The following is a 25388-nucleotide window of genomic DNA, read 5'->3' as shown; positions in this document are numbered from 1 at the left end:
CCGGTCGACGACCGGGGCCCGTCGTCGTGTCACGTGCTCAGCTCAGGACGTCCTTCGACGCGAACCGGGCGTAGGCGAGGGTGCCGAACACCGCGACGTAGCCGAGCTGCAGCAGGGCGTTGCTGCCGAAGGAGTCGAAGGCGATCGGGTCGCGCAGCAGGTCGCCGAAGCCGAGCCACTGGTGGGAGAACAGGAACGGGTGCAGCCAGTCGAGCTGCGGCAGCTGGTCGAGCACCTGGGACGCACCGGCGAGGACGACCGTGGCGGCCATCGCCCCGACGGGCACGTTGGTCAACGACGACGCGAACAGGCCGATCGCGGAGAGCCCGAGCATCGACAGCGTGACGTACAGCGCGAGCAGCACCGCTCGGCCCGCGTAGGACCAGCCGTCGACCTGGGTGCCCGACAGCAGCGTGACCGGACCGATCGGGAACAGCAGCGCGCCGATCGCCGCACCGACGAGCACGATGACGACCGTCGCCGCCAGGCAGAACGCCACTGCGCCGACGTACTTGACGAGCATGAAGCGGAGTCGCCCGGTCGGTGCGACGAGCAGGTACCGGAGCGTGCCGTGGCTGGCCTCGCCCGCGACCGTGTCACCCGCCACGACGCCGACCGTGAGCGGCAGGAACAGCGGGATCGAGACCGTGAGCGCGGTGAACGACACGAACAACCCGTTGTTCGTGATGTCGCCCAGGAACGCGGGGCCACCGGAGTCGCCTCCTGTGGTCAGGCGCACCGCGACGGCGATGAGGATCGGCACCAGGCCCAGTGCGCCGAGCATCGCCCACGTGCGCCGGCGGCGGAACACGAGTGCGAGTTCGGAGCCGAGCAGGGCGAAGGTGCGCGTGCGGGGCCGCGCCGGCGACGGCACGGGCGACGTCTGCGGCGCAGCCGATTGCGCCGTCGCGTCGCCGGCCGGACTGGAGGCCGTGGTCGCGGTGGTCGGGTCAGGCAGCGACATCGAAGCCCTCCCCGGTGAGCGCGACGAAGAGGTCCTCGAGGGTGCCGCCGCCGACGGCGATGCCCCGGACCCGGACGTCGGCGTGCACCAGCTCGGTGACGATGGTCTCGGGCAGCAGGGAGGCGGGCAGGTCGGCGACGAGCGCATCGGCACCGCCGTCGTGCCGTGGGCTCAGACCGAGGCGCATCATGACCGAGCCTGCTTGCCCGACGTCGGGGGTGCGGACCGTCACCGTGCGTGCGCCCGCCGAGCGGAGGTCGTCGAGCGTGCCCTGCGCGACGAGCTTGCCCGTGCGCATCACCCCGGCGTGCGTGCAGACCTGCTCGATCTCGGCGAGCAGGTGACTCGAGACGAACACCGTCGTGCCGTCGTCGGCGAGGGAGCGGATGAGGTTGCGGACCTCGCGGGTGCCCTGCGGGTCGAGGCCGTTCGTCGGTTCGTCGAGCACCAGCAGCTCGCGGGGCGTCAGGAGGGCGTTCGCGAGTCCCAGCCGTTGCTTCATGCCGAGCGAGTACGCGTGCGCCTTCTTGTCGGCGGCGTGGGAGAGCCCGACACGGTCGAGCGCCGTGGCGACCCGGTCCTTGCGCGTGCGGGCGTCCGTGGTCGGGTCGGCGGCGTCGAACCGGGACAGGTTCGCCCGCCCGGACAGGTACGGGTAGAACGCGGGCCCCTCGACCAGCGCCCCGACCCGGGGGAGCACGGTGCGCAGCGCTTGCGGCATGGACTCGCCCAGCACCTGGATCGACCCGCCCGTCGCCGACGACAGTCCGAGCAGCATCCGGATGGTGGTCGTCTTGCCGGAGCCGTTCGGCCCGAGGAACCCGTACACGGACCCCCGGGGGACCGCGAGGTCGATCCCGTCGACCGCGCGCTGTCTGCGGAAGACCTTCGCCAGGCCCGCGGTGCGGATCGCCAGCTCCGGATCCGTCACCGCGCCGGTCCGGTCGTGCTCGGTCGGTGCGGTCGTGCTCACTTGGCGGCGGCGACCAGGGACGACACCGGCACGGCACCTGCCAGGACCCGACCGTCATCGGTGAGGTACACCGAGACCAGCGAGGTCTGGATGGCCCGGCCACCGTCGACGGCCTTCGTCACCTGACCGAGCAGGGCGCTGCCGTCGGCGTCGAGGCTGCTGGTGTCCGCGCTGCCGGCGGGGAGCTCGGCGATCATGGCCCACCCGGTGCCGGTGGTGGTCGGCGCGGCGCCGCGGTCGCCCGCGTGGCCCCGGTGACCGGCATGGTGCTCGACGTCGGACAGGTCCTTCGTGGTGACCTTCGCGTCGGACGGCGGGGTGAAGTCGAACAGCCGCGAGGCCGGGGCGCCGTAGGAGAGGCTGGTGTAGCCGACCTGGAACGCCGGGTCGGACTGGCCCTTCGCCAGGACCGTGGCGCGGAGCGGCAGGCCGGTCTGCTGGTCGACGGCGAGCTCGACGCGGCCCACGAGGGTGTCGGAGGACTTCGGCGTCAGCACGACCTGCCAGGCGCGCTGACCGGCGACCGTGGTGCTGGTCGGCTTGGACACCGAGGTGCTCGGCGTGATGGCGTCGATGGCCTGCTTCGCGATGTCGGCCGGGGTCGTCGTGCCGTGCTCGAGCGAGGTCGCGGTGTCCTTCGGCAGGGTGACGTGGGTGGCCTCGCGCTGCTTCGAGTCCCAGGTCCAGACGTCGCTGCCGTTGCGGACCAGGTCCTGCTCGGCGAGCTGCTGGGTGACCTGGATGCGCTGCTTGGACCCACCGTCGACGTACACGCGGGCGGTGTGCGACTGGGTGAGCATGCTGAGCGCGTCCGAGGCGTTGCCCTCGAGCGAGGACCCACCCGAGCCGGTGGGCAGTTCGGGGAGTCCGAGGTCACTGGTCTGCGAGAGCTTGCCCGAGTACTGCGCGTCGGAGGACTTCGCGACGCTGGCGATCACGTCCGCTGCGGTGGGGTGGGACCCGGCGAGCGGGGTGTCGGCGGCGTTGGCCAGTGCCGGGGCGGCGATGGCACCGGCGACGACCACGGGTGCGATGACGGCGGGCAGCCATGCGGACTTCTTCATTGCGGATCCCCTCGGTGGAGCGTTGGAGTCGTGAGCACAGTAGGTCCGGCAACCGACAGTCCGCTGTGCTCCGACGCGGTCCGCGGACCTTCGTAGACTCGGGCGTGCGGCCCCGTCGGGTCGGATGGCGGCGAAGGAGACGGCATGCGGGCAGTGCTCGGTCTGGACATCGGGACGTCGAGCACGAAGGCGCTGCTGGTGCGGTTCGACGGACACGTCATCGCCGAGGTCGTCCGCCACCACGAGGTCGACCGCCCCGAGCAGGGCCTGGTCGAGATGGACGGCGCCGTCTGGTGGGACGAGTTCGGCGCACTGACGCGGGAACTCCTGGCGGTCGTCCCCGACGTCGACGTGGTCTCGGTCGGCGTGAGCGGGATCGGCCCGTGCGTGCTGCTGACCGACGACGCCGGCGAGCCGCTGCGCCCCGCGGTGCTGTACGGCATCGACACCCGGTCGGCGGCGATGCTCGCGGACCTGACCGCCGAGCTCGGCGGTGAGGACGCCGTCCGACAGCGATGCGGATCGGCGCTGAGCACCCAGGCCGCCGGGGCCAAGCTCGCCTGGGTCGCCCGTCACGAACCCGCGGTGTGGGAACGCGCCGCGCGGTTCACGATGCCGTCGTCGCGCGTGGTCGAGCTCCTGACGGGGGAGTACGTCCTCGACCACCACTCCGCCAGCCAGACCACGCCGCTGTACGACGTCCACACGAACGCGTGGATCCCGGAGTGGTGCGACCGACTCGCGCCCGGTCTGCCCATGCCGCGCCTGCTCTGGTCCGGTGACCAGGCGGGGACGGTGACCGCCGCCGCGGCCGCGGCCACGGGCCTCCCGGCCGGCATCCCGGTCACCGCCGGGACCATCGACGCCTGGGCAGAGGGGGTCAGCGTGGGCGAGTCCGTGCCGGGCCGGATGTTCCTGCAGTACGGAACCACCATGTTCATGATCGTGCCGACCGCCGAGCCGACCCCGGTGCCGGGCATGTGGACGACGGTGGGCACCCACCCGGAGCAGCCGAGCGTGTCCGGCGGGATGGCGACCTCCGGGGCGATCACCGAGTGGCTCCGGCGGCTCGTCGACGGCGACTGGCGGTCGATGCTCGACGAGGCGGACGCCTCCGGGATCGGCGCACGCGGGCTGCTGATGCTGCCGTACTTCGCGGGTGAGCGGACGCCGATCGCGGACCCCGACGCGCGCGGGGTGATCGCCGGACTCACGGTGCGGCACACGCGGGGCGACCTGTACCGGGCGACGCTCGAGGCGACGGCGTACGCGGTGCGGCACAACGTGGAGGTGCTGCGGGACGCGGGGGTCGTGGTCGACGAGCTCGTCGGTGCGGGCGGGGGGCTGCTCGGGCGGCTGTGGCCGCGGATCGTGTCCGACGTGACGGGCCTGCCGCAGACGATCCCCACGGTGACCGTCGGAGCGGCGTACGGGTCGGCGTTCCTGGCGGCGGCACTCGTTGCCGACGTCGACATCGCCGCGTGGAACCGGCCCGCCGAGCGCATCGAGCCGGACCCCGTTGCGCACGCGGCGTACGAGCAGGGGTACCGCGACTACCGCGAGCTGTACGAGGCGACGAAGGCCGTCGTGCACCGGTTGGCGGCGCGGAGCTGACGCGTCAGTCGCCTCTGGCGCGGAGTGGCTCCGCTGGCCGGTCGTGTGCCGCTGGCGCGGAGTGGCGCCGCACAACCGGGAGCAGTTGGCACCACGGGAATCCGTGGTGCGAACTGCTCTTGGTTGTGCGACGGCGTCGGCCGCGAGCGCGCCCTACGCCTGCGCGTCGACGCCGGCCGGCGCGCTGCCGTCGTACTCGCAGATGGCGGCGACCTTCTCGGCGCTCGCCGACGCGGTGTCGAACTCGTAGCCGAGCCACTCCTTCGCCAGGCGTCGGGCCAGCTCGACCCCGATCACCCGCTGCCCCATGCAGAGCACCTGCGCGTCGTTGGACAGCACGGAGCGCTCGACGCTGTACGAGTCGTGCGCGGTGACGGCACGGATGCCGGGGACCTTGTTCGCGCTGATCGCGACGCCGAGCCCGGTGCCGCAGATCAGGATGGCCCGGTCGGCCTCGCCGTTCGCGACGAGACGAGCGGCATCGACGGCGACGTGCGGGTAGGCGGTGTGCCCGTCCGCGTCGACCCCGACGTCCACCACGGACGTCACGCGGTCGTCGCTCTGCAAGTCCCGCTTGATGATCTCCTTGTAGTCGAACCCGGCGTCATCCGAGCCGATCACGAGACGGTACGTCATGCGTGCGTTCCTTCCTTGTCTGCTGCACGGTCGGCGAGGACCTCGCCGACGCGCGTGAGGATCATCCCCATCGAGGTGGCGCCCGCGTCGGGCGTCCCCAGGCTCTTCTCGGCCAGCGGTCGGGCGCGCCCGACCTTCGGCCTGAGGTCGGCGGTCGCCTGCGCCTCGGTGACCGCGACGGCGGCGGCGGACTGCCATGCGTCGGCGAGCGGACTGCCGGACCCGACCGACGACCGCAGGTCCTCGACGAACGGCAGCAGCGCGTCGAGCAGCGTCTTGTCGCCGCGTGACGCCCCGCCCAGGAGCACGATCGAGTCGGCGAAGGCCTGGGCGGCGTCGACGACGTCGGTGGGCTCGATCGCGGAGCGGTCGTCGCCGAGCGAGCGGCCGAAGGCCTCGAGCGCTGCACCCCACAGCACCCCGGACGTGCCGCCGGCGAACTCGGCCCACGCGTCACCGGCGCGTCCGAGGACGAAGGCGACCCCGGCCTCCTGGCCGACCCGGTCGACCGCCTTGCCGGCGGCACCGATGCCCTTGACCATGCCGCGGCCGTGGTCGCCGTCGCCGGCGACCGCGTCGATGCGGCCCAGCTCCTCCTCGTGCTCGCGGAGCAGCGCGTCGATTGCGTCGATCGCAGCGCGCGCGGTCTGCGCGGCGTGCCGGGAGGCCTCGGTCGCGTCCGGCACGACGAGTGCGTCGTCCTCGGCGTCGGCCACCGCCTCGGCCGGCACGAGCGCGGCGACCGGCGCCGCGACCTTGCGGTACGCCGGCGTGTAGGCGTCGGCGCGCCAGAGTGTCTCGAGCTCGTCGTCGAGCCACTGGAGCGTGAGCGAGCAGCCGCCCATGTCCAGACTGGTGACGAGCTCGCCGACCTCGGGGTCCACGACCTCGAGGCCGGCTTCCTGCAGCAGGGGGAGCACTCGGCCCCAGAGCAGGAAGAGTTCTTCGTACTTCGTGTCGCCGAGCCCGTTCAGGATCGGTGCGACACGGGTCCCCGCACTCGCGGGACGCTCGGACAGCAGCCGCTCGACGAGCAGCGCCGCCAGGTCCGTCGCACGGAGCAGCGGGACATCTTCGATGCCCGGCTCGCCGTGGATGCCGAGCCCCAGACCCAGGTGGCCGTCGGGCACGGTGAACAGCGGTTCGGTGGCGCCGGGCATCGTGCAGCCCGAGAAGGCGACGCCGATCGTGCGCGTGGCGGCGTTGGACGCGGTCCCGATGCGCTCGACCTCGTCGAGGTCCGCGCCCGCTGCGGCTGCCGCGCCCATCGCCTTGAACACCGAGAAGTCCCCGGCGATCCCGCGGCGCTTCGCTTCCTCGTCGGCGCTGGCCACGTCGTCGGTGACGATGACGATCCGGGTGTCGATGCCCTCGGCGTTCAGCCGTTCGGCCGCCAGCCCGAAGTTCATCGTGTCCCCGGCGTAGTTGCCGAACGACAGCACGACGCCACGGCCCTGGTCGGCGGCCTTGGCGACCGCGTAGACCTGGGCCGTCGACGGCGAGGTGAAGACGTTGCCCACGACGGCGCCGGTGGCGAAGCCCGGGCCGACGACACCGCAGAACGCGGGGTAGTGGCCCGAGCCGCCGCCGATGACGACCGCGACCTGCGGGTCCGCGTGCTCGGTCGGCAGGGCGACGACGCCGCCGTGGACACCGCGCACCCGGTCGGCGTACAGCGCCAGCCAGCCGGCGAGCTGGTCCTCGGCGAACTCGTCGGGGTCGTCGTGGATGGTGGTCATGAGCGTGGGTCCTGTCGTGTCGGGGTTCAGTGTGCGCCTGCCGGGTGGGTCGACGGTCAGGCGGTGGCTCGGCCGGGCACCGGTCGGGCGGGTGGTCCGGCAGGGCACTCGTCGCGGGTGCCCGGCCGGACCGGGGTCCGTCAGTGCGCGCGCTCGCCCTGCGGCACCTTGAGGAAGTGGATCATCACGAAGGCGCAGGCGTACAGGCCGACGAAGGTCCAGGTCACCGCCTGGCCGCCGCCGCCCAGGGCGAAGACTGCCGCGACGACCCCGGTGCCGAGGAACGCAGCACCACCAGCGGCCGTCGTGTACATCGCCATTGCGGCGCCCTTGTGCTCGGGTGCGAGCGCCGGCATGATCGCGCCCATCGGGACGAACCCGGCGAGCAGGCAGCCGAACACGCAGCCGGCGATGACGGAGAGCACGTAGCCCCACGTCGAGCCGGCGGGGACCAGCTGCGGGACGTACCACCAGGCGACGAGCCCGATCGCGGAGCCCATGATCCCGAACCACTTGACGGTGCGCTGCCAGCCGATCTTGTCGCCGACCCAGCCGAACAGGGCGTTCACCAGGATGTTCGTCGCGTACACGCACACGGTCATCAGCAGCCAGCGGCTCTGACCCCACCCGCGGTCGTTCGCGATCACGGCGGGCAGCACGACGAACATGCCGAACTCGGGCGCCGTGTTGATCAGGCGCACCAGGAAGCCCATCAGGATCTTCGGGCGGGTGGCCGTCAGCCGGATGCCGCTCGTCATGACCCGCCAGGCGCTCTCGCCCTCGGGGGCGATCCGGCTGAACCCGTTGGGCAGCCGGACGCCGAACAGCAGGATGAGGAAGCCGATCACGACCAGGCCGATCGACGCGACCATCGCGCCGGTCTCACCCACGGTGCCGCCGCCGAACACCGGGATGGCCCCGATGGCGAAGAGCGAGCCCAGCGTCGGCAGGCCACCCGTGAAGGCCACGTAGAACCACCCGACGGCCGAGCCGTTGCGCTCGACGGGCGTCGTGATGTTCACCCACACCAGGAACGCGAACGCGAAGAGCGGGTAGCCGAACCCGCGGATGGCGTACGCGGTGGCGGCGAAGGGCACGCTGCCGACGCCGAGCGCGAGCAGGAACAGCACCTCGAACACGACCCACACGGCGAACCCGAGGATCATCACCCGGCGAGGGCCGATCAGGTCGGACAGGGCGCCCGACACGTAGCTGCCGATCAGGGCGGCCAGGCTGTAGAACGTCACGATCGTCGCCACGGTGGCCTCGGGGGACCCGAGCACGGCGACCATGTGCGGCGTGATGAAGTTCGACTCGACGCCGTTGCCGGTCATGAAGACCAGGACGGCGAGGAACCCGAGTGCGAGCGGACGGGGGATGCCCATCCGGTCGAGGCGGCCCTCGGCGGCGCGGACCTCGGACACTGAGCCCGGAGGGCGAGTGGTGGCGTTCGTTGCGGGACCCATGTGCACCCTTCGGATCAGACGCTCATGCTCGGGATGATCGAGACCTTCACAGATCCACCCGACGAGTCGCCGACCAGGTCGAGGGCGTCCTGGAAGCGCTCGAGCGGGAACTGGTGCGTGCAGATCTCGTCCATCGGCAGGGTCTCGGCCTCGAGCAGCTTGATGGCGGCCGGCCAGGTGTGCGGGCCGAGGTGGGCACCGCGGACGTCGAGCTCCTTGTCGTCCGAGATGATCGACCAGTCGACCGACACAGCGTCCTTGAAGACCGAGTACTCGACGAACGTGCCGAGCTTGCGCAGCAGGTTCAGGCCCTGGGGAACCGCCGAGGGGTGGCCGGTCGCCTCGATGTAGACGTCGGCGCCGTAGCCGTCGGTCAGTTCCTTGATGACCGACACCGCGTCGTGTTCAGCGATGTTGATCGTCATGTCCGCACCGACCTTCTCGGCGAGGGCGAGCTTCTCGGGGACGACGTCGAGCGCGATGATCTTCAACGGGTTCTTCTGGCGTGCACCCGCGATCGCGCTGAGGCCGATCGGCCCGGCGCCGGCGATCACGACGACGTCGTTGAACTTGATGTCGGCGCGCTCGACCGCATGGAAGGCGCAGGAGAGGGGCTCGGCGAAGGCGGCGACGTGCCCGGGGAGGTCGCGCCTGACCGGGTGGGTCAGGGCCTTCGTCGGGACGAGGACGTACTCGGCCATGGCGCCGTCGTAGCCCTTGAAGCCGAACATGTCGTGCACGGCGCACATCCAGTAGGCGCCGTCGAGGCAGTAGCGGCACTCCCAACACGGCACGATCTGCTCGCAGGCGATGCGGTCGCCGAGCGCAACGCCGCGCTTGGCAAGGGCTCCGTCGCCGGCGGACACGATCGTGCCGACGAACTCGTGTCCGGGGATGCGGTCCCGCTCGGCCCACGCCGTGCGGTTCTCGTCGCCCCAGAACTTCGCGGCACCGTGGTAGCACTTCAGGTCACTCGCGCAGACGCCGACGGCATCCGTCTTGAGCAGTAGTTCACCGGGGCCGGGGACCGGGACCGGACGCTCTTCGAGCCGGTAGTCCTCCGGTCCGTGGACGACGACCGCTCGCATGGTGCTGGGGATCGTCTCCGTGCCCGAGGGCGTGGGGATGGTGGTCGTGGACATGGGGCAAACCTCCGTTGGTCTCGTCCTGCCGCGCAAGTCGCTGCATCGCGACGATCACGGATGGCACTTCCTCGCGCCGAGGGCGACGATACACCTTCCGGAACAGAAGTGAAGAACAGAATTTCTTCATCGATCGCGGCCGCCCGAGAACGTGACCTCGAAGTTTTTTCGGTGTTGGACTTGCGGAACAGACGTGAAGAACATAATTTCTCCTTCGACCCCGACCCCCATGAACGGAGCGTCCGCGATGAAGCGTGATGTGCACCTGATCTCTCCGACCGCAGCGGAACCGATTCGATGACCGCGACCACGGTCAGCCGACCGAGGAACCGTCGGCGCACGGGCCGCATCGTCACCGCTGTCGTGATCGTGATCGTCGTGATCGTGATGGCGCTGTCGACGAAGGTGGTGCCGAAGGGCTCCGACCTCGGCGCAGGCCCCACCGCGTTCTCCGCCTCTGCGTGGGGGAAGACGAACTTCCCGAAGGTGCAGAAGGCGATCGCGAAGAAGGCGACCCCGGCCGCCACGCTCGCCACGGCCATCGCCGCGGACCAGACGGCCGCCGCCACGAAGTACGGGGTCGACGCGGGCACAGGGCCCGAGTTCGCAACCACCTTCACCGGCATCGTCGGCGCAGCCCAGGACGGCGTCTCCCCCGTCACCGTCAGCGGCATCCCGAGCGACCTCGTCATCCGGATCCAGACCGGACCCGCGATCAACGGCACCGACCTCCGGGACGCACCGGGGACGATCGAGTACGGGCAGTTCACGAACCAGATCGACTACCAGAATGCCGCGAGTGCGCTGAACGACCAGGTGAAGAAGCAGGTCCTCGCGAAGACGGACGTCGGTTCGCTCGCGGGCAAGACCGTGACCGTGACCGGTGCGTTCCAGCTCGTGAACCCGAAGGGCTGGCTCGTCACACCCTCCCAGCTGGAGGTCAAGTGAGCACCGGGGCCGACCCCAATGCACAGGGGGGTGACGAGGACGGCGCGGGCCGAGCCTCCAGTCCGGTTCCGCGCGAGGCCGATCTGCGCACCGGTGAGGTCGTCCTGAAGGCGACCGACGTCGTCAAGACCTACGGGGTGACCCGTGCACTCAAGGGCGTCGCCTTCTCGATCCACCGCGGGCAGGTGACGACGCTCTTCGGTGAGAACGGCGCCGGCAAGTCCACGCTCATGAAGATCCTGTCCGGGGTCGAACAGCCGACCTCCGGGGAGTTGACGCTCTTCGGCGAGCCGGTCTCCTTCACCGACACCGTCGATGCACGGGAGCACGGGGTGTCGATCATCCACCAGGAGCTGAGCCTCGCCCCGAACCTGTCGGTCCGGGACAACATCTTCATGGGCCGCGAGATCACCGGACCGACCGGAGTGGACTACGCCGAGGAGGCGAAGCAGGCCAAGGCAGTCCTCGAGGAGCTCGGAGAGGACATCGATCCGCTCACCAAGGTCGCCGACCTCCGGCTCGGCCAGCAGCAGGTCGTCGAGATCGCCCGCGCACTGAGCGTCGATGCGCGGATCCTCATCATGGACGAGCCGACGAGCGCGCTCAGCGCGTCCGAGGTCGAGGTGTTGTTCAAGGTCATCCACGACCTCACCGCCCGCGGCGTCTCCATCGTCTACATCTCGCACCACCTCGAAGAGGCGCTCGAGATCACAGACCACGCGGTCGTGCTCCGCGACGGCTCGATCACCGCAACCGCTGTCGCTGCGGACATCGACCTCGAGTGGGTCGTCCGCGCGATGGTCGGCGAGGGATTCGACCTCGGCAGCCCGCCCGACGTCGAGTTCGGTGACGTCGCACTCTCGATCCAGGACGTCAGTGTCGCCGACGTCGAGAACCGCGAGCGCAGCGTCGTCGACCGGCTCTCGCTCGACGTCCGTGCCGGCGAGATCGTCTGCATCTACGGGCTGATGGGTGCCGGCCGCACCGAGCTCCTCGAGGCGGTGGCTGGCCGCGTGCCGCTCACCCGCGGTCGGGTACTGATGGGCGACCGGGACCTCGCCGGGATGTCGATCGCCGAGCGGATCGATCTCGGTCTCGGGCTCGTGCCGGAGGACCGGCAGCGCGACGGACTCGTGCAGACCATGACGGTCGGCACGAACATGTCGCTCGCGAGCATCGGGTCGTTCGTCAAGGGGCTGTTCATGTCCAGCCGGAGAGAGGTCGACCTCGTCACGGAGTCGATCCAGACCGTGCACGTCAAGGCCTCGGGCGGCAGTGCGCCCATTGGATCGCTGTCCGGCGGGAACCAACAGAAGGTCGTCATCGGCAAGATGCTCGCCACCCAGCCGGACGTGATCCTGCTCGACGAGCCCAGCCGCGGCATCGACATCGGCGCGAAGGCCGAGGTATTCAAGCTCCTCGCCGAGCGTGCCGAGCAGGGACTGGCCGTCATCTACTCGACGTCTGAGGTCGGAGAGTGCCTGAGCATCGCCCACCGAATCGTCGTCATGAGCCGCGGGCGCATCTCTGCCGAGTTCGGCGCCGACACCACCAAGGAAAAGATCATGGCCGCCTCCGGCGAGGCAGTGATCGCATGACCTCCACTGAACGGAACACCATGACCAGCACCACGACCGGCCGTCGCCCAGCGATGTTCTCCGGCGGCTTCGACCTCGGCCGGCTGCTGCTGCAGGGCAGGGCGTTCTTCGCCCTCATCGCGATCATCGTCGTCTTCTCGATCCTGTCGCCGAACTACTTCACGGTGAGCAACCTGCTCACCATGTCGTCGCACGTGGCGGTGTACGCGATCCTCTCGATCGGCATGCTGCTCGTCATCCTGAACGGCGGCATCGATCTTTCCGTCGGCTCGACCCTCGGGTTCTCGGGCGTCATCGCAGGCTTCTTCATGAAGGGCGTCGCGATCGGCGGGGTGACGCTCTACCCGAAGGTGTGGGTGGTCGTGATCATCTCGTGTGCCGTCGGAGCGTTCATCGGGTTCGTCAACGGCATCCTCGTCGCGCGGTTCAAGGTCGCACCGTTCGTGGCCACGCTCGGCATGCTCTACGTGGTCCGTGGCATCGGGCTCCTCATGACCAACGGCCTGACGTACAACAACCTGGAGGGCAGTCAGGCGCTCGGCAACACCGGGTTCGACTGGCTCGGCTTCAACCGACTCCTCGGCCTGCCGATCGGCGTGATCGTGATGATCGTCGTCGCGATCGTCGCGAGCCTGCTGCTCAACCGCACGGTGTTCGGTCGGTGGCTGTACGCCTCCGGGGGCAATGAGCGTGCCGCCGAGCTGTCCGGTGTCCCGGTCCGCCAGGTCAAGATCCGTGTCTACGTGATCTCCGGCCTGTGCGCAGCGATCGCCGGTCTCATCCTGTCCTCGGAGCTGACGAGTGCCAGCCCCACCGCCGGCAACTCGTACGAACTCACCGCCATCGCCGCGGTCGTCATCGGCGGTGCCGCGCTCTCCGGCGGAGTCGGCAACATCCGCGGGACGCTCCTGGGAGCGTTCGTCATCGGCTTCCTGTCCGACGGACTCGTCATCATCGGCGTCTCCGCGTACTGGCAGACGGTCTTCACCGGCGCGGTGATCGTCTTCGCCGTCCTCCTGAACGCCGTGCAGTACCGCGGTCGTGCACGGAGCCGCAAGAACGGCCAGGGCCCCACGTCGTCTTCTCCGAGTGTCGACACGCGATCCCCCTCGGGGGCCGTCGCCGAGAAGGCCGCCGGCTGAGCCCGGTCGGCCATCACCTGGAAGACCACCGACTGACGCACGTCAGCCGGAACACAGCGAAAGGAAACATCGACATGAACCGCAAGCTGGCAATGGTGCTCGTCGCGGGCGTCGGCATCAGCCTCGCTCTCACGGGCTGCTCGGCCGGGAGCTCGGACTCGTCCGGCTCCGGCTCGAAGAAGGGCGGTCTGATCTCGATCATCGTCAACGACCCCTCGAACCCGTACTGGCAGACCGAGGGGAAGGTCGCCTCGGCCGAGGCCAAGTCCCTCGGGTACAAGTCGAACGTGTCGGCGTCCAAGGGCGACACGAACACCGAGAGCAACCTCATCGACACCGCGATCACGAACAAGTCCGTCGCGATCATCCTCGACCCGGCGAACGCGTCCGGCTCGATCGGTGCGGTGAAGAAGGCCGATGCCGCGGGCATCCCGGTGGTCCTGGTGAACGCCGAGATCAACCAGACCGGGCTCGCCAAGGCGCAGCTCGTGTCGAACAACGCCCAGGGTGCCGCCATCGGCGCGCAGCAGTGGGTCAAGGACGTCGGCGACTCGGGCAACTACGCCGAGCTCTTCGGCGCGCCTTCGGACAACAACGCGCAAACGCGTTCGAACGGCTACAAGACCGTGCTGAGCCAGTACCCGGACCTCAAGGAGGTGGCCAAGCAGGTCGCGAACTGGGACCGCACGCAGGGTCACGACAAGACCCAGTCGATCCTGCAGGCGAACCCGGACATCAAGGGCATCATCGCTGGTAACGACGAGATGGCCCTCGGCGCCATCGCTGCGCTCAAGGAATCGGGCAAGCTCGACCAGGTGAAGGTCGGAGGCTTCGACGGCTCGCCCGATGCGGTGGACGCGATCAAGGCGGGCGAGTTGCAGTACACCGTGCTCCAGCCCGTGGCGACGTTCGCCAAGAAGGCCGTGCAGGAAGCGGACAGCTACATCCGCACGGGCAAGACCGGGGCTTCGCAGGAGAAGCAGTCGTTCGACTGCATCCTCATCACGAAGGACAACGCGGACGACTTCACGGCGCCCTTCACCCTGAAGCAGTAGTCACTCCGGAGTCAGGGGCTGATGCGTTCCCCACATCAGCCCCTGCTCCGTCCTCCCCGTGAGCCCGAGAGCCCGAGAGCCAGACACTACGATGAGACGTCAGAGGTCGAGGTCGGCCGCCGACCCAGGACGGGCCGACGGGGCCACGAATGAGAGGCTGACGGATGGCTGAGGACCGGGCCGCTACATCCCGCCAGGGCGGTGCTCGGTTCCCGCTCGACATCGTGTACCAGGCGGCGCGGATGTACTACCTCGAGGACGCGACGCAAGTCGAGATCGCCACCAGGCTCGACGTGTCACGCCCCACCGTCTCCCGGCTCGTTGCCGAGGCACGCCGGATGGGCCTCGTGAACATCGAGGTCGTCGATCCGTTCCAGGACGAGACGACGGTCCTCGCCGAACGACTCCGGGATGCGCTCGGACTGCAGGCGGTGTACCTCACCGCGGTGACGCATGCCGCAACGCTCGGTACCGACGTCGCCAGACCGGTGGCGGCAGCCGTGCATGCGATGGAACTCACCCGCGGTGACGCCGTGTTGTTGTCGTCCGGGCGGACCACGTACGAGATCGCCCGGACCGGCATGCCCTCGCTCGCCGGCGTGCAGCTCGTGCCCACAGTGGGTGGTCAGGCCGACCCGATGCCGTGGTTCCAGACGAACGAGATCACCCGCACTGCGGCCGAGTACTCCGGTGGCACCCCGACGTTCCTGTTCGCGCAGGCGATCCCGAGTGCCGCGATGCGCGCCAGCCTCGACGAAGACCCGGGGTTCCAGCACGTCGTGGGGCTCTGGGACAGAGCCAAGGGCGCATTGCTCGGCATCGGGGCGCCCCCGGCAACCCGTGACGCGCTCGCCAGGGGCATCCCGGTCGAGGACGATGCGTTCGACAGCGCCGCAGGCGACGTCTGCCTCAACTTCTTCGATGCCGACGGCGCAGCCATCGAGTTCCCCGGCAGCGAACGGATGGTGCGCATCCCTCCTGAGACGCTCGCTGCGATCCCGCACGCGGTCGGCATCGCCGTCGGAGCCGCGAAGGTGCCGAGCATCCTGGGCGCCGCACACGCTCATCTGGTCAACGAGCTGGTGTCGGACGCCGCGACCGCGCGCGCCCTGCTCGACGCGCTCGCCTGAGCGGAGCGGCTCCGGGCGCACCACGCACCGGACGGGAGGCCCGGTGCGGGCCCGCCCCGCGCCTCCTGTCCGACTACAGCCGACCCTGGTGGCTGCGCCGCACGTCCCACAGGTGGTGGACCGGATCGTGCGCGTAGTAGACCGCCAGCGAAGCGACCGTGAAGGCGCTGCCGTCCGAGCGGAGCCCGGTGCGGTCGAGCTGGTCGTCACGGACGTCGTCGAACGCGCGCGCTGCCCGGTGTGCGGCCTCGCCGAGTTCCCGCTCGACGGTCGCCGGGTCCTGCTCGTCGTAGGCGTCCTCGACCGCGGTGGCGTCCTGGTCCCAGTTCGCGAACGTCGGGGTGTCCTCGGACAGCATGAGCGCCAGACGCTCCGTCATCGTCCGATGCACGTCCCGCACGTGGGCCGCGTACTCGAGCGTCGACCAGGTCGCATCGTCCGGTCGGTCGCGGACGTCCGGACGGGCGAGTGCGGTCGGCCAGCCGGTGGCGTTCGCCTCGACGATGCCGGGCACGTCACGGATCGTGGTCGTGCTGCCGTCGTAGCCGCAGTCCGGGCACGGTGTCCCGATGACCCAGGTCCAGTTCTTCGTGTCGGGTTCGATCGCCATGGGCCCGATGTTACGAGGTCGTGACCGGCCCGCCCGTTTCCGCAGCGGGCTGCTGATCGGTGGTGGACGGGCGCGGGGGACACGCCCGGTCCCTGGGAATCGCCGGTCAATGCCGTCTCGGGCGGCTCGGTAACGTCGCGGGCTGTTCGTCCGACCCGAGGAGAGATGCATGGGTTCCGACCCCAGCAGTACCGAGCGCCGACGGCACACCCGTCGGCTCCGCGAGAGCGACGTCACCGTCGTCGACAAGAGCATGATGCGCAAGGCCGTCAGCGGCATGGTCGTCGGCAACACCATGGAGTGGTACGACGTCGGCGTCTACGGCTACCTCGCCGTGACCATGGGGCGGGTGTTCCTGCCCACCGCCGAACCCGCGGTGCAGATCCTGTTCAGCCTCGGGGTGTTCGCCGCGACGTACATCGCCCGCCCGCTCGGTGGCATCGTGTTCGGCCGTCTTGGAGACCGGGTCGGCCGACAGAAGGTGCTCGCCACGACGCTGATCCTGATGGCGGCGTCCACGTTCCTGATCGGGGTGCTGCCCGCGTACGCCACGATCGGGGTGTTCGCCCCGGTCATCCTCGTGGTGCTCAAGCTGCTGCAGGGCTTCTCGACGGGCGGTGAGTACGCCGGTGCGACCACGTTCGTGACCGAGTACGCCCCCGACCGCCGCCGCGGGTTCTTCGCGAGCATCCTCGACTTCGGCAGCTACATGGGCTTCGCGCTCGGCGCGACCGTCGTCTCGGTGCTGCAGATCACCCTCGGCGAGGAGACCATGACCGCGTGGGGCTGGCGGCTGCCGTTCCTGGCCGCCGGCGTGATCGGCGCCGTGGCGATCTGGTTCCGCCTGCGCATCGAGGAGTCGCCCGCGTTCCAGGCGACCCAGGCGGCGCAGGAGGCGGCGAGCGAGGCCCGGGCCGACGCGAGCGGGCAGCGGCCCGCGAACGTGGTCGCCATGGTGCGCGAGCACTGGCGTCCGATCGTCATCGCCGTGATGCTCGTCGCCGCGTCGAACACCGTCGGCTACGCGCTGACGAGCTACATGCCGACGTACCTGACCGACTCGCTCGGGTACTCCGCGATCGACGGCACGCTCCTGACGATCCCGGTGCTCGTGCTGCTCGCCGTCATGCTCCCGCTGACGGGCAAGCTGTCCGACCGGCTCGGGCGACGCGTGGTGATGTGGATCGGTGCGGCGACGACCGTCGTCCTCGTGGTCCCCGCGTTCCTGCTCATCGGACACGGCGAGCAGTGGTCCACGCTGTCCGGACTCGCCCTGCTGGCGCTGATGACGGCGCTCTGGGTGTCGAACCAGGCTGCGTCGCTGCCCGCGCTCTTCCCGACCTCGACGCGCTACGGCGGGATGGGCTTCGCGTACAACATCGCGATCGCGGTGTTCGGCGGGACCACGCCGCTCATCGTGCAGGCCCTGCTCACGGTGACCGGTGACGAGCTCGCCCCCGCGTACTTCCTGATGGCGATGAGCGTGCTCGGGGCGGTCGGGGTGTTCTGCATGAAGGAGTCGTCGCAGCGCCCCCTGCCCGGGTCGATGCCCGCCGTGGAGACCGCCGACGAGGCCCGCGAGCTCGTCCTCACGCAGGACACGAACCCGCACCTCGACCTCGGGGACCTGCCGTTCGCCGCGCAGGACGCCGTGCACGCGGCCGCCGAGCGCGAGGCGGACCCGGCGCGGTGACCCGGACCCGGCCCCGGTGCGACGTCGTCCGGGGTCGGGCAAGGTCACGCGTGCGCGTGCGCCTGCGGCGCCGGGCGTGGTCACTCGTGCTCGTGCAGCGCCGGCCAGACCGGGAACGGGTCGGCCCATCCGCGCCAGAGATCCGGGCCCGCGAGAAGCTCCGGCGCCCGCAGGAGCGCCGAGTCGAGCGCCCGTTCGATCCCGCGTACGTCGAGCCGCTCGCCGACGAACCAGAGCGCCTGCCCGATCGGGGCGTCCTCGTCCCACGACGGGTTCGCCGTCGGGTCGAGGGCCAGCATCGCCCCGAAGCTCGACCACGACCCGACGTGGTCCGGCCGTGACGCTAGCCGGAAGAAGCCCCGCGAGCGCAGCACCCGGCCGTTGACCCCGGGGGAGAGGTCCTCGGCGATCACCGACGCGAGACGTCCGGGGTGGAACGGCAGCGGCTCCCGGTAGCGCAGCGCGACGAGGTCGTCGTGGACGTCCCGCCCCGCGTCGGCGCCGCCGGACAGCGCGAGCATCCAGCCCGCTCCGGTGGCCAGCAGCCGGGCGGCGCCGCCGTTGGACGCGGGCAGGTCGTCGGGGCCACGGACGTGGTCGAGCGCCATGATCGTCGCGTACGGCGCCATCCGGTGCAGCAGGGCGACGAGGGCGCGTCGTCGGCGTCCGCTCAGCGGCCCGAGCTGGTCGAGCGCGATGACGGTGGCGTACTCGACGGCGGACGCCACCCGGTCTGCGGCGACGAACGCGTCGTCGACCTCGGACCAGAGCAGGTGTGCGACCTCGTCGGCACGCAGGACGGTCACCGCGTGGCGGAGCACCCGGTCGTGACCGTGTTCACTGCGTGACGCGTTGGCGAGCAGCATGCCGACGGCCCGGGTGTCCGACCCCGGCGCCAGGGTGACCACGAGGCCGTGGTCGGCGTCCGGCCCGCACACCCGGTCGAGCTGGTCGGTGCGGGCGGCGATCGTCCGGGCGGCGGCGAACGCGCTGCCCGCGACGTGCACCCGGTGACCGGCGCCACGGCGGACCCCGACCAGCCGGGCGGCGACGCGGTCGGCATCGGCCTGGTGCAGGGCGGACACGAGCGTGATGACGGCGGAGCGCATGCGCACTACGCTACATGAAAACCGTTATCAACAAGGAGATCCCCGTGAAGGTCCGCAACTCGCTCAAGGCGCTCAAGAAGATCCCCGGCTCGCAGGTCGTGCGACGCCGCGGGCGCGTGTACGTCATCAACAAGCAGAACCCGCGGTGGAACACCCGCCAGGGGTGACCCGGTCGCCGGTCAATAGGGTGGGAGCATGCGACTGCTCCTGATCCGCCACGGCCAGACCCCCGCGAACGTGCTCGGCGTGCTCGACGCCGCGGTGCCCGGCCCGGGCCTGACGGAGTTGGGGGAGCAGCAGGCCCAGGCGCTGCCCGCGGCGCTCGCCGACCGGGGCATCGAGCGGGTCTTCGTCTCGTCGATGGTCCGGACGCAGCACACCGCGGCACCGCTCGCCGACGCGCTCGGGCTCGAGCCGGTGGTCCTGCCCGGACTGCGCGAGATCGAGGCCGGCGACCTGCAGGGGCTGCGCGACCAGACGTCGGTGCAGCGCTACCTGGCCGCCTGCTACGCGTGGGCGTCCGGGGAGCGCGAGGCGCGGATGCCGGGCGCAGAGACCGGCGAGGACTTCTTCGACCGCTACGACGACGCCGTGCGACAGATCGAGGCGACCGGCGTGCAGGTCGCCGCCGCGTTCAGCCACGGTGCGGCGATCCGCATCTGGGCGGCGACCACGGCGCAGAACACCCCGAACGACCTCGGCGCCGACCGGCACCTCGAGAACACCGGTGTCGTCGAGCTCGAGGGGTCGTCCGCCGACGGCTGGCGCCTGGTCGACTGGGAGGGCGAGCCGATGGGCGGCGACGACCTGATCGACCGGACCGCGCAGGACCCGACCGGCGAGCGGTTCTAGACCTCCGACAGACGGACGGTCGGGAGGCCCGGTGCCAGCTGGCACCGGGCCTCCCGTCCGTCGCGTGGTGACGCCGTCGTCTGCGCGAGACGCCGTCGTCTGCGCGAGACGCCGCCGCCCCGCCGAGACGCCGTCGTAGCCGGCGGCGTCTCGGTCTCAGCGAGGCGTCTCGATCGCCGCGGCGCCTACGAGGCGCTGGATGCCGTGGCGGTGAGGGGCACGATCACGCCGTGCGACTCACGCAGGACGTCGAGGGTGCGCTGGACCTCGTCCGCACGCTCCTCGGTGCTCCAGCCGAGGGCACCGGCGAGCACGTCGGCCAGCTCGTCGAGCAGGTCGATCGTGACGCCGCCGACGAACGCCAGGTTCGTGCGGCGCAGCACGACGTCGATCAGGTGGACGGCCTGCTCGTGCTCGGCGAAGTACGCGACCTCGGCCCGGGTCAGGGTCGGGTCGGACTCGAGCGGCTCGACCGGTCCGTCGGTCAGCACGTCGACGACCTCGGCCGCGCGGGTGCCGTAGCGCTCGAGCAGCCCCTCGACGAGGTGCTCGTCGAGCCCGTCGCGGTGGGACTTGATCCACAGGGCGCGCTGGGCGTCCGTGGTCGGGAAGTCCTTGCCGCCACCGATCGCCATGCCGGTGGTGTCGACCGTGCGGGCGACGCCGAGCTTCTGCGTGGCCTCGGTCGACAGGTGCGCCGCGAGGGCGCGGAAGGTGGTCCACTTGCCGCCGACCAGCGACAGCACGGTCGTGGCGCCGAGCCCGGGGATCTGGGTGTCGACGATCCGGTAGTCGCGGGACACGAAACCGGGGGCGGTGTCCTCGTGGCGGGGGAGCGGCCGGATGCCCGAGTAGCTGTAGACGATGTGGTCCCGGTTCACGTCGATCTGCGGGAACACGTGCTTGACCAGCCCGAAGAAGTAGTCGATCTCCTCGTCGGTGGTCGTGACGGGCTTCGACGGGTCGGCGTCGATGTCGGTCGTGCCGATGAGCACCCGGCCCTTGAGCGGGTAGATCAGCACGATGCGGCCGTCGTCGTTCTCGAAGAACAGCTCGCGGCCCTTGGTGGCCTCGAGCAGCTCGTCGTTGTGCACGACGATGTGGGAGCCCTTGGTGCCGCCCATGTACTTGGTCTCGCCGCCGAACGCCTGGTTCGTCAGGTCCGTCCAGGGGCCGGAGGCGTTGATCACGACGTCGGCCTGGAAGGCGAACTCCTCGCCGGTCTCCAGGTCGCGCAGCAGGACGCCGCCGTCGCGGGTGCCCGCGGCCTCGACGTAGTTCGTGGCGCGGGCGGTCGCGGCCGACCCGGTCCCGGTGCCCGCGGTCAGGCCGTCCTTGAGCACGTCGAGTGCCAGGCGCTCCGGCTCGTGCACGCTGGCGTCGTAGTAGGTGCCCGTGTACTTCAGGTCCTTGTTGAGCGCCGGCATGTCGGACAGCGCCGCCTTCTTGGTGCGGAAGACGTGCTTCGGGACCGAGCCGCCGTCGCGCGAGAAGGAGTCGTAGATCGTCATGCCGATCTTGATGAGCATCGCGCCGCGCTCCTTCGTGGAGCGCTGCTTGTGCGTGAGCATGCGCAGCGGGGCGTTCATGATGCCGGAGAACGTCGAGAAGATCGGCATCGTCGTCTGCAGCGGCTTGACGTAGTGCGGGGCGATCCGGATCAGGCCGTTGCGCTCCTGGACGCTCTCGCGCACCAGGCGGAACTCGCCGTTCTCGAGGTAGCGGATGCCACCGTGGATCATGTGGCTCGACGCCGCCGAGGCGCCGGAGGCGTAGTCGCCGCGCTCGACGAGCGCGACGTCGACGCCCTGCAGGGCGAGGTCGCGGAAGGTGGCGATGCCGTTGATGCCGCCACCCACGATGAGGACCTGTGCGTTCGGGCGCTCGGTGAGGGCGGTCACCGTGCGTCGGGGCTGCGTCGTCTTCGACATGTGCGTACGCGTCGCTTTCTGGGGTCGGTTCGTTGGTCTTGACTTGATCGTGCGCCTGTTGAGAAGTCGGGGCAACTTGCATGCACGAACGTGCAGAACGCCTGTGACCCGGCTCGAGACAGCCGTGGCCCGGCTCGGGGCGGGGGACGGGAGGCTCGACAGGGCTTGCAGCGGCCGTGCACGTCCGTGCATGGTTGGCTCCATGAGTTCTGGTGCGGGTGCCGCAGTTGGTGCGGGTGCGGGTGCCGCTGATGTTCCCGGTGGGGGTGCCGCGGATGTCTGACGCCGCGCAGCCGATGCGGACGCAGCAGGCGCTGCGTGCCGCGCACCTGTACTACCTGCAGGACCTGACGATGGACGCGATCGCGGACGAACTCGGGACGTCGCGGTCGTCCGTCTCACGGCTGCTCAAGCACGCCAGGGACACGGGACTCGTCGACATCCAGATCCGGTCGCCGCTCGACCAGGCCGCCGCGCTCAGCCGGAACATCCGCGCGCGCTTCGGGGTGCACGCGCACGTCGTGCCGGTGCCGGACCACACGAGTGACGTCGACCGTCTCGAGCGGGTCGCGCTGTCTGCCGCCCGGATCCTGACGCAGTACATCGAGTCGAACATGGTGATCGGCATCTCGTGGGGCTCGACCGTCAGCGCGGTCAGCCGGTACCTCGTCCCGAAGACCACGCACGGCTCGACCATCGTGCAGGTGAACGGCGCGGCGAACACCCGGACCACGGGGATCGTCTACGCGTCCGAGATCCTCCGGCGGTTCGGCGAGGCCTACGGCGCCCTCGTGCAGCAGTTCCCGGTCCCCGCGTTCTTCGACGACCCCGCGACGAAGGAGGCCCTGTTCCGCGAGCGCTCGATCCGCCGCGTGCTGGACCTGCACGAGCGCATGGACGTCGTCGTGTTCGGGGTCGGCGCACCCCAGGCGCCGGTGCCGTCCCACGTCTACTCCGGCGGGTACCTGGACCCGGCGGACCGGGACGAGCTGGCGTCGGCGAAGGTCGTCGGGGACGTCTCGACGGTGTTCTACCGCGCGGACGGGTCATGGCGGGACATCGGTCTGAACGCCCGCGCCGGTGGGCCCGACCTCGACACGATCAAGCGCGCGCCCCGGCGGATCTGCGTGGTGGCGGGGCGGGGCAAGGCGGCCTCGCTCCGTGGCGCACTGGCGGCCGGCCTCGTCACCGACCTGATCCTCGACGAGAGCATCGGCCAGGCGATCCTGCAGAACTGACGGGTCCGGCTCCGATGTCAGTGGTTGCTCGTAGGTTCTCGGACATGGTGCTCTCCAGCGAAACCACGCCGACGACGGCGATGCGCGCTGCCGCTCTGCCCGTTGCAGAACGGTTCGTTACCTCCTCCCCTGACCGCCGTGGAACGACCGACGGCCGCTGGTCCAAGCGGCTCGCGGGGTCCGACATCGACCACGCTGTCGCGTTCTTCTCCGCCGGGTACGACCTGCGCACGCCGGCCGTCCGGCGGACCTCGGCCGACAGTGGCTGGAGCTTCGCCGGCGTCGGCGACGACCGGATGTCGCTCCGCAGTGCCCGCTTCCAGGTCGACCTGCGCAGCGAGTCCCTCGTCGAGGACGAGTTCATCGTCGTCTGGCTGCGCAGCGGGACCAGCACGATCTCGTACGCGGGGCACACCATCGACCTGCACCCCGGTGTCCCCGTCGTGCTGCCGAGTGACGGTGCATACCAGCTGCACCACCGCGACATCGCACTCAACCTCGTCCAGCTGGACCGGTCGTTCGTGGCCGAGCTCGCCGGTGACGCCGACTTCGCCTTCGAGCCCCTCCAGCGGGCCACGGCCGAGGGCACCCGCATCTGGCAGCAGACCGTCCGGGCGCACTCGGCGACCTGGCTCGACATGGGCCACGGACTCGGGGAGACCGCTCGCCGCGCGATCGCCGACACCTTCGCCGGCGCCGCGCTCCGGGCGTTCCCGAAGCGCACGTCCTGGCGGGCGTCGGTGCCCGGCACGGGGCCGGAGCACGAGCGGCTCCGCCGTGCCCTCGAGTTCGTGCACGCCCACGCCGCCGAGGCGATCGGCACACCCGAGATCGCCTCGGCCGCCGGCCTCAGTCCCCGCGGGCTGCAGCAGTCGCTCCGGCGGCACCTCGACCAGACCCCGGGCGACCTGCTCCGCGGCGTCCGGCTCGACGGCGCGCACACCGACCTGCGGCGCTCCGACCGCGACGAGACCTCGGTGGCAGACATCGCCCGCGCGTGGGGCTTCGGCCACCTCGGTCGCTTCTCGGCGGCGTACCGGGCTCGTTTCGGCGAGCTCCCCAGCGAGTCGCTCCGCAGCCGGGGCTGATCCGCCGAATCTCGTCGCACGGATCCGGCGCACACCAGTCGGATGTTCGGGCGCAACATGCCGGACACGCGGGACTGGCTGGATGGTGGGTGTCACCGCGGCACGTCCGCACGCAGCCCACGAAGGAGTCCGCCATGCGCATCGGCGTCCCCACCGAGATCAAGAACAACGAGTTCCGAGTCGCAGCCACCCCGGCGGGCGTCGCGGAGATGTCCCTGCACGGCCACCAGGTCATCGTGCAGGCCGGAGCCGGTGACGGGTCGTCCTTCCCCGACGCCGAGTACCAGGCCGCCGGTGCCATGATCGTCCCCGCCGCGGCCGACGTCTGGGCGCAGGCAGAGCTGGTCCTCAAGGTCAAGGAGCCGGTTGCCTCCGAATACGCGGCGATCCGCCCGGGCCAGGTGCTCTTCACCTACCTGCACCTGGCGGCGGACCGCCCGCTGACCGACGCGCTCATCGACTCGGGCGCGACCGCCATCGCGTACGAGACGGTCCAGCTGCCCGACCGGTCGCTGCCGCTGCTGTCCCCGATGTCCGAGATCGCCGGACGGCTGTCCGCCCAGGTCGGCGCGAACCACCTCATGCGCGCCCACGGAGGACGGGGGCTGCTGCTCGGTGGGGTCCCCGGCACGCCGAAGGGCCGCGTGGTGGTCATCGGCGGCGGTGTCGCCGGCGAGCACGCTGCCGCGATGGCGCTCGGGCTCGGCGCCGAGGTCACGGTCTTCGACATCAGCCTGCCGCGCCTGCGCGCGCTCGACGCCCGGTTCGACGGACGGATCACGACGCTGCGGTCGTCGAGTCACGCGATCGCCGAGGCACTGCGCGACGCGGACCTGGTGATCGGGTCCGTGCTCATCCCCGGGGCCTCCGCACCGAAGCTCGTCACCGACGCGATGGTCGCCGACATGCGCCCCGGTTCGGTCCTCGTCGACATCGCCATCGACCAGGGCGGCTGCTTCGAGGGTTCGCGGCCGACCACGCACGACGACCCGACGTTCCGGGTGCACGACACCGTCTACTACTGCGTGGCGAACATGCCGGGGGCGGTGCCGCGCACGTCGACGATCTCGCTGACGAACGCGACGTTGCCGTACGCGCTGGCGATCGCCGACCAGGGGTGGGAACAGGCGCTCGAGTCCGACGCTGCCTTGGCCCGCGGGCTCAACGTGCACGCCGGCCGCGTCACGAACGACGCCGTGGCCGCTGCCCACGGCCTGGTCGCCGCGGAGCGCTGACGCGTCCCGCGCCGGGCTGGTCTGGCCTGGCGCCCGCGCCAGGCTGGTTCGGCCTGGCGCTCCGGTACCTCCACGAAAGCGACATCGGGTGCGGGTTGGCGCGTCGCATCCGGATGGGTGATGTCGCTTTCGGTGCTGCAGGGTTGGTGCGTGCACGTCGT

At 70.6% G+C, this 25388-nt stretch carries 22 protein-coding genes; 12 read left to right on the top strand and 10 right to left on the bottom strand.

The genetic code is table 11. The annotated features are described in order from the left end of the window. Window positions 1–37 precede the first annotated feature (37 nt). From ASG04_RS01775 to ASG04_RS01765, 3 genes are read right to left on the bottom strand one after another with little or no spacing between them, the layout of a single operon-like run. Window positions 38–964 (bottom strand): ABC transporter permease, encoded by a 927-nt coding sequence (locus tag ASG04_RS01775; protein WP_056119326.1) that lies wholly within the window; start codon window positions 962–964, stop codon window positions 38–40. Beyond that, window positions 951–1937 carry an ABC transporter ATP-binding protein gene (locus tag ASG04_RS01770; RefSeq protein WP_082517726.1) on the bottom strand — a complete coding sequence of 329 codons (987 nt, stop codon included), beginning with the start codon at window positions 1935–1937 and terminating at the stop codon, window positions 951–953. Before ASG04_RS01770 ends, ASG04_RS01775 begins: the two co-directional genes overlap by 14 nt. Next, a complete protein-coding gene (locus tag ASG04_RS01765) occupies window positions 1934–3001 on the bottom strand; it encodes a LolA family protein (protein ID WP_056119323.1) in 1068 nt (355 codons plus the stop codon). The genes ASG04_RS01770 and ASG04_RS01765 overlap by 4 nt, the downstream gene beginning before the upstream one ends. Window positions 3002–3145: 144 nt before the next feature. Between ASG04_RS01765 and ASG04_RS01760 the strand changes: the two genes are divergently transcribed. Beyond that, complete coding sequence (locus ASG04_RS01760; RefSeq protein ID WP_056119319.1) at window positions 3146–4615, top strand: xylulokinase; 1470 nt, start codon at window positions 3146–3148, stop codon at window positions 4613–4615. A gap of 153 nt (window positions 4616–4768) precedes the next feature. Here the strand turns inward: ASG04_RS01760 and ASG04_RS01755 are convergent, their stop codons facing one another. From ASG04_RS01755 to ASG04_RS01740, 4 genes are all read right to left on the bottom strand, one after another. Next, complete coding sequence (locus tag ASG04_RS01755) at window positions 4769–5251, bottom strand: ribose-5-phosphate isomerase (protein WP_056119316.1); 483 nt, start codon at window positions 5249–5251, stop codon at window positions 4769–4771. Beyond that, on the bottom strand, window positions 5248–6990 hold the full coding sequence (locus ASG04_RS01750) for a dihydroxyacetone kinase family protein (RefSeq protein ID WP_056119314.1): 1743 nt from the start codon (window positions 6988–6990) through the stop codon (window positions 5248–5250). The genes ASG04_RS01755 and ASG04_RS01750 overlap by 4 nt, the downstream gene beginning before the upstream one ends. A gap of 140 nt (window positions 6991–7130) precedes the next feature. Then, window positions 7131–8456, bottom strand: a complete 1326-nt coding sequence (locus tag ASG04_RS01745; protein WP_235515396.1) for an MFS transporter — start codon at window positions 8454–8456, stop codon at window positions 7131–7133. A 14-nt stretch (window positions 8457–8470) separates the two neighbouring features. Next, on the bottom strand, window positions 8471–9598 hold the full coding sequence (locus ASG04_RS01740; RefSeq protein ID WP_056119311.1) for a zinc-binding dehydrogenase: 1128 nt from the start codon (window positions 9596–9598) through the stop codon (window positions 8471–8473). A gap of 297 nt (window positions 9599–9895) precedes the next feature. On the opposite strand from ASG04_RS01740, the gene ASG04_RS01735 reads away from it, so the two are divergent. The 5 genes from ASG04_RS01735 (at window position 9896) to ASG04_RS01715 (ending at window position 15471) form a co-directional block, all read left to right on the top strand. Continuing rightward, the gene (locus ASG04_RS01735; RefSeq protein ID WP_056119309.1) at window positions 9896–10546 is read left to right on the top strand and encodes a DUF2291 family protein; all 651 of its coding nucleotides are present in this window, start codon (window positions 9896–9898) and stop codon (window positions 10544–10546) included. Continuing rightward, window positions 10543–12144, top strand: coding sequence for a sugar ABC transporter ATP-binding protein (locus tag ASG04_RS01730; protein ID WP_162241679.1), 1602 nt, complete (start codon window positions 10543–10545; stop codon window positions 12142–12144). Before ASG04_RS01735 ends, ASG04_RS01730 begins: the two co-directional genes overlap by 4 nt. Continuing rightward, entirely contained in the window at window positions 12141–13286 is a 1146-nt protein-coding gene (locus ASG04_RS01725; protein ID WP_056119307.1) for an ABC transporter permease, read from the top strand. The genes ASG04_RS01730 and ASG04_RS01725 overlap by 4 nt, the downstream gene beginning before the upstream one ends. Before the next feature lie 74 nt (window positions 13287–13360). Then, the gene (locus ASG04_RS01720) at window positions 13361–14341 is read left to right on the top strand and encodes a D-ribose ABC transporter substrate-binding protein (RefSeq protein ID WP_056119305.1); all 981 of its coding nucleotides are present in this window, start codon (window positions 13361–13363) and stop codon (window positions 14339–14341) included. Between the two features lie 164 nt (window positions 14342–14505). Further along, window positions 14506–15471 (top strand): sugar-binding transcriptional regulator, encoded by a 966-nt coding sequence (locus tag ASG04_RS01715; protein WP_056119304.1) that lies wholly within the window; start codon window positions 14506–14508, stop codon window positions 15469–15471. 73 nt (window positions 15472–15544) lie between these two features. Here ASG04_RS01715 and ASG04_RS01710 read toward each other — a convergent pair whose 3' ends face one another. Continuing rightward, on the bottom strand, window positions 15545–16081 hold the full coding sequence (locus ASG04_RS01710) for a DinB family protein (protein ID WP_056119301.1): 537 nt from the start codon (window positions 16079–16081) through the stop codon (window positions 15545–15547). Between the two features lie 169 nt (window positions 16082–16250). On the opposite strand from ASG04_RS01710, the gene ASG04_RS01705 reads away from it, so the two are divergent. Next, window positions 16251–17774: an MFS transporter gene (locus tag ASG04_RS01705; protein WP_056119299.1), complete on the top strand. Its 1524-nt coding sequence runs from the start codon at window positions 16251–16253 to the stop codon at window positions 17772–17774. Between the two features lie 80 nt (window positions 17775–17854). Here ASG04_RS01705 and ASG04_RS01700 read toward each other — a convergent pair whose 3' ends face one another. Beyond that, on the bottom strand, window positions 17855–18883 hold the full coding sequence (locus tag ASG04_RS01700; RefSeq protein WP_056119296.1) for a GTP-binding protein: 1029 nt from the start codon (window positions 18881–18883) through the stop codon (window positions 17855–17857). 44 nt (window positions 18884–18927) lie between these two features. Here ASG04_RS01700 and ykgO point away from each other — a divergent pair, with 44 nt between their 5' ends. Both ykgO and ASG04_RS01690 read left to right on the top strand, forming a co-directional pair. Next, a complete protein-coding gene (ykgO, locus tag ASG04_RS01695; RefSeq protein WP_022905672.1) occupies window positions 18928–19050 on the top strand; it encodes a type B 50S ribosomal protein L36 in 123 nt (40 codons plus the stop codon). Between the two features lie 28 nt (window positions 19051–19078). Beyond that, complete coding sequence (locus ASG04_RS01690; protein WP_056119293.1) at window positions 19079–19735, top strand: histidine phosphatase family protein; 657 nt, start codon at window positions 19079–19081, stop codon at window positions 19733–19735. Window positions 19736–19920: 185 nt separating this feature from the next. Here ASG04_RS01690 and ASG04_RS01685 read toward each other — a convergent pair whose 3' ends face one another. Next, window positions 19921–21666, bottom strand: coding sequence for a glycerol-3-phosphate dehydrogenase/oxidase (locus ASG04_RS01685; RefSeq protein WP_056119290.1), 1746 nt, complete (start codon window positions 21664–21666; stop codon window positions 19921–19923). Window positions 21667–21941: 275 nt separating this feature from the next. Between ASG04_RS01685 and ASG04_RS01680 the strand changes: the two genes are divergently transcribed. From ASG04_RS01680 to ald, 3 genes are all read left to right on the top strand, one after another. After that, window positions 21942–22904, top strand: coding sequence for a sugar-binding transcriptional regulator (locus ASG04_RS01680; protein ID WP_056120178.1), 963 nt, complete (start codon window positions 21942–21944; stop codon window positions 22902–22904). A 44-nt stretch (window positions 22905–22948) separates the two neighbouring features. Beyond that, the gene (locus ASG04_RS01675; protein ID WP_056119277.1) at window positions 22949–23992 is read left to right on the top strand and encodes a helix-turn-helix transcriptional regulator; all 1044 of its coding nucleotides are present in this window, start codon (window positions 22949–22951) and stop codon (window positions 23990–23992) included. Between the two features lie 134 nt (window positions 23993–24126). Further along, window positions 24127–25227, top strand: a complete 1101-nt coding sequence (ald, locus tag ASG04_RS01670) for an alanine dehydrogenase (RefSeq protein WP_056120175.1) — start codon at window positions 24127–24129, stop codon at window positions 25225–25227. The last annotated feature ends 161 nt before the right edge of the window (window positions 25228–25388 follow it).

The sequence above is a fragment of the Curtobacterium sp. Leaf183 genome, from assembly GCF_001424385.1.
GTDB lineage: Bacteria > Actinomycetota > Actinomycetes > Actinomycetales > Microbacteriaceae > Curtobacterium.
The sequence above is the reverse complement of the archived record's forward strand: the minus strand, read 5'-3'. Positions and strand labels throughout refer to the sequence as shown.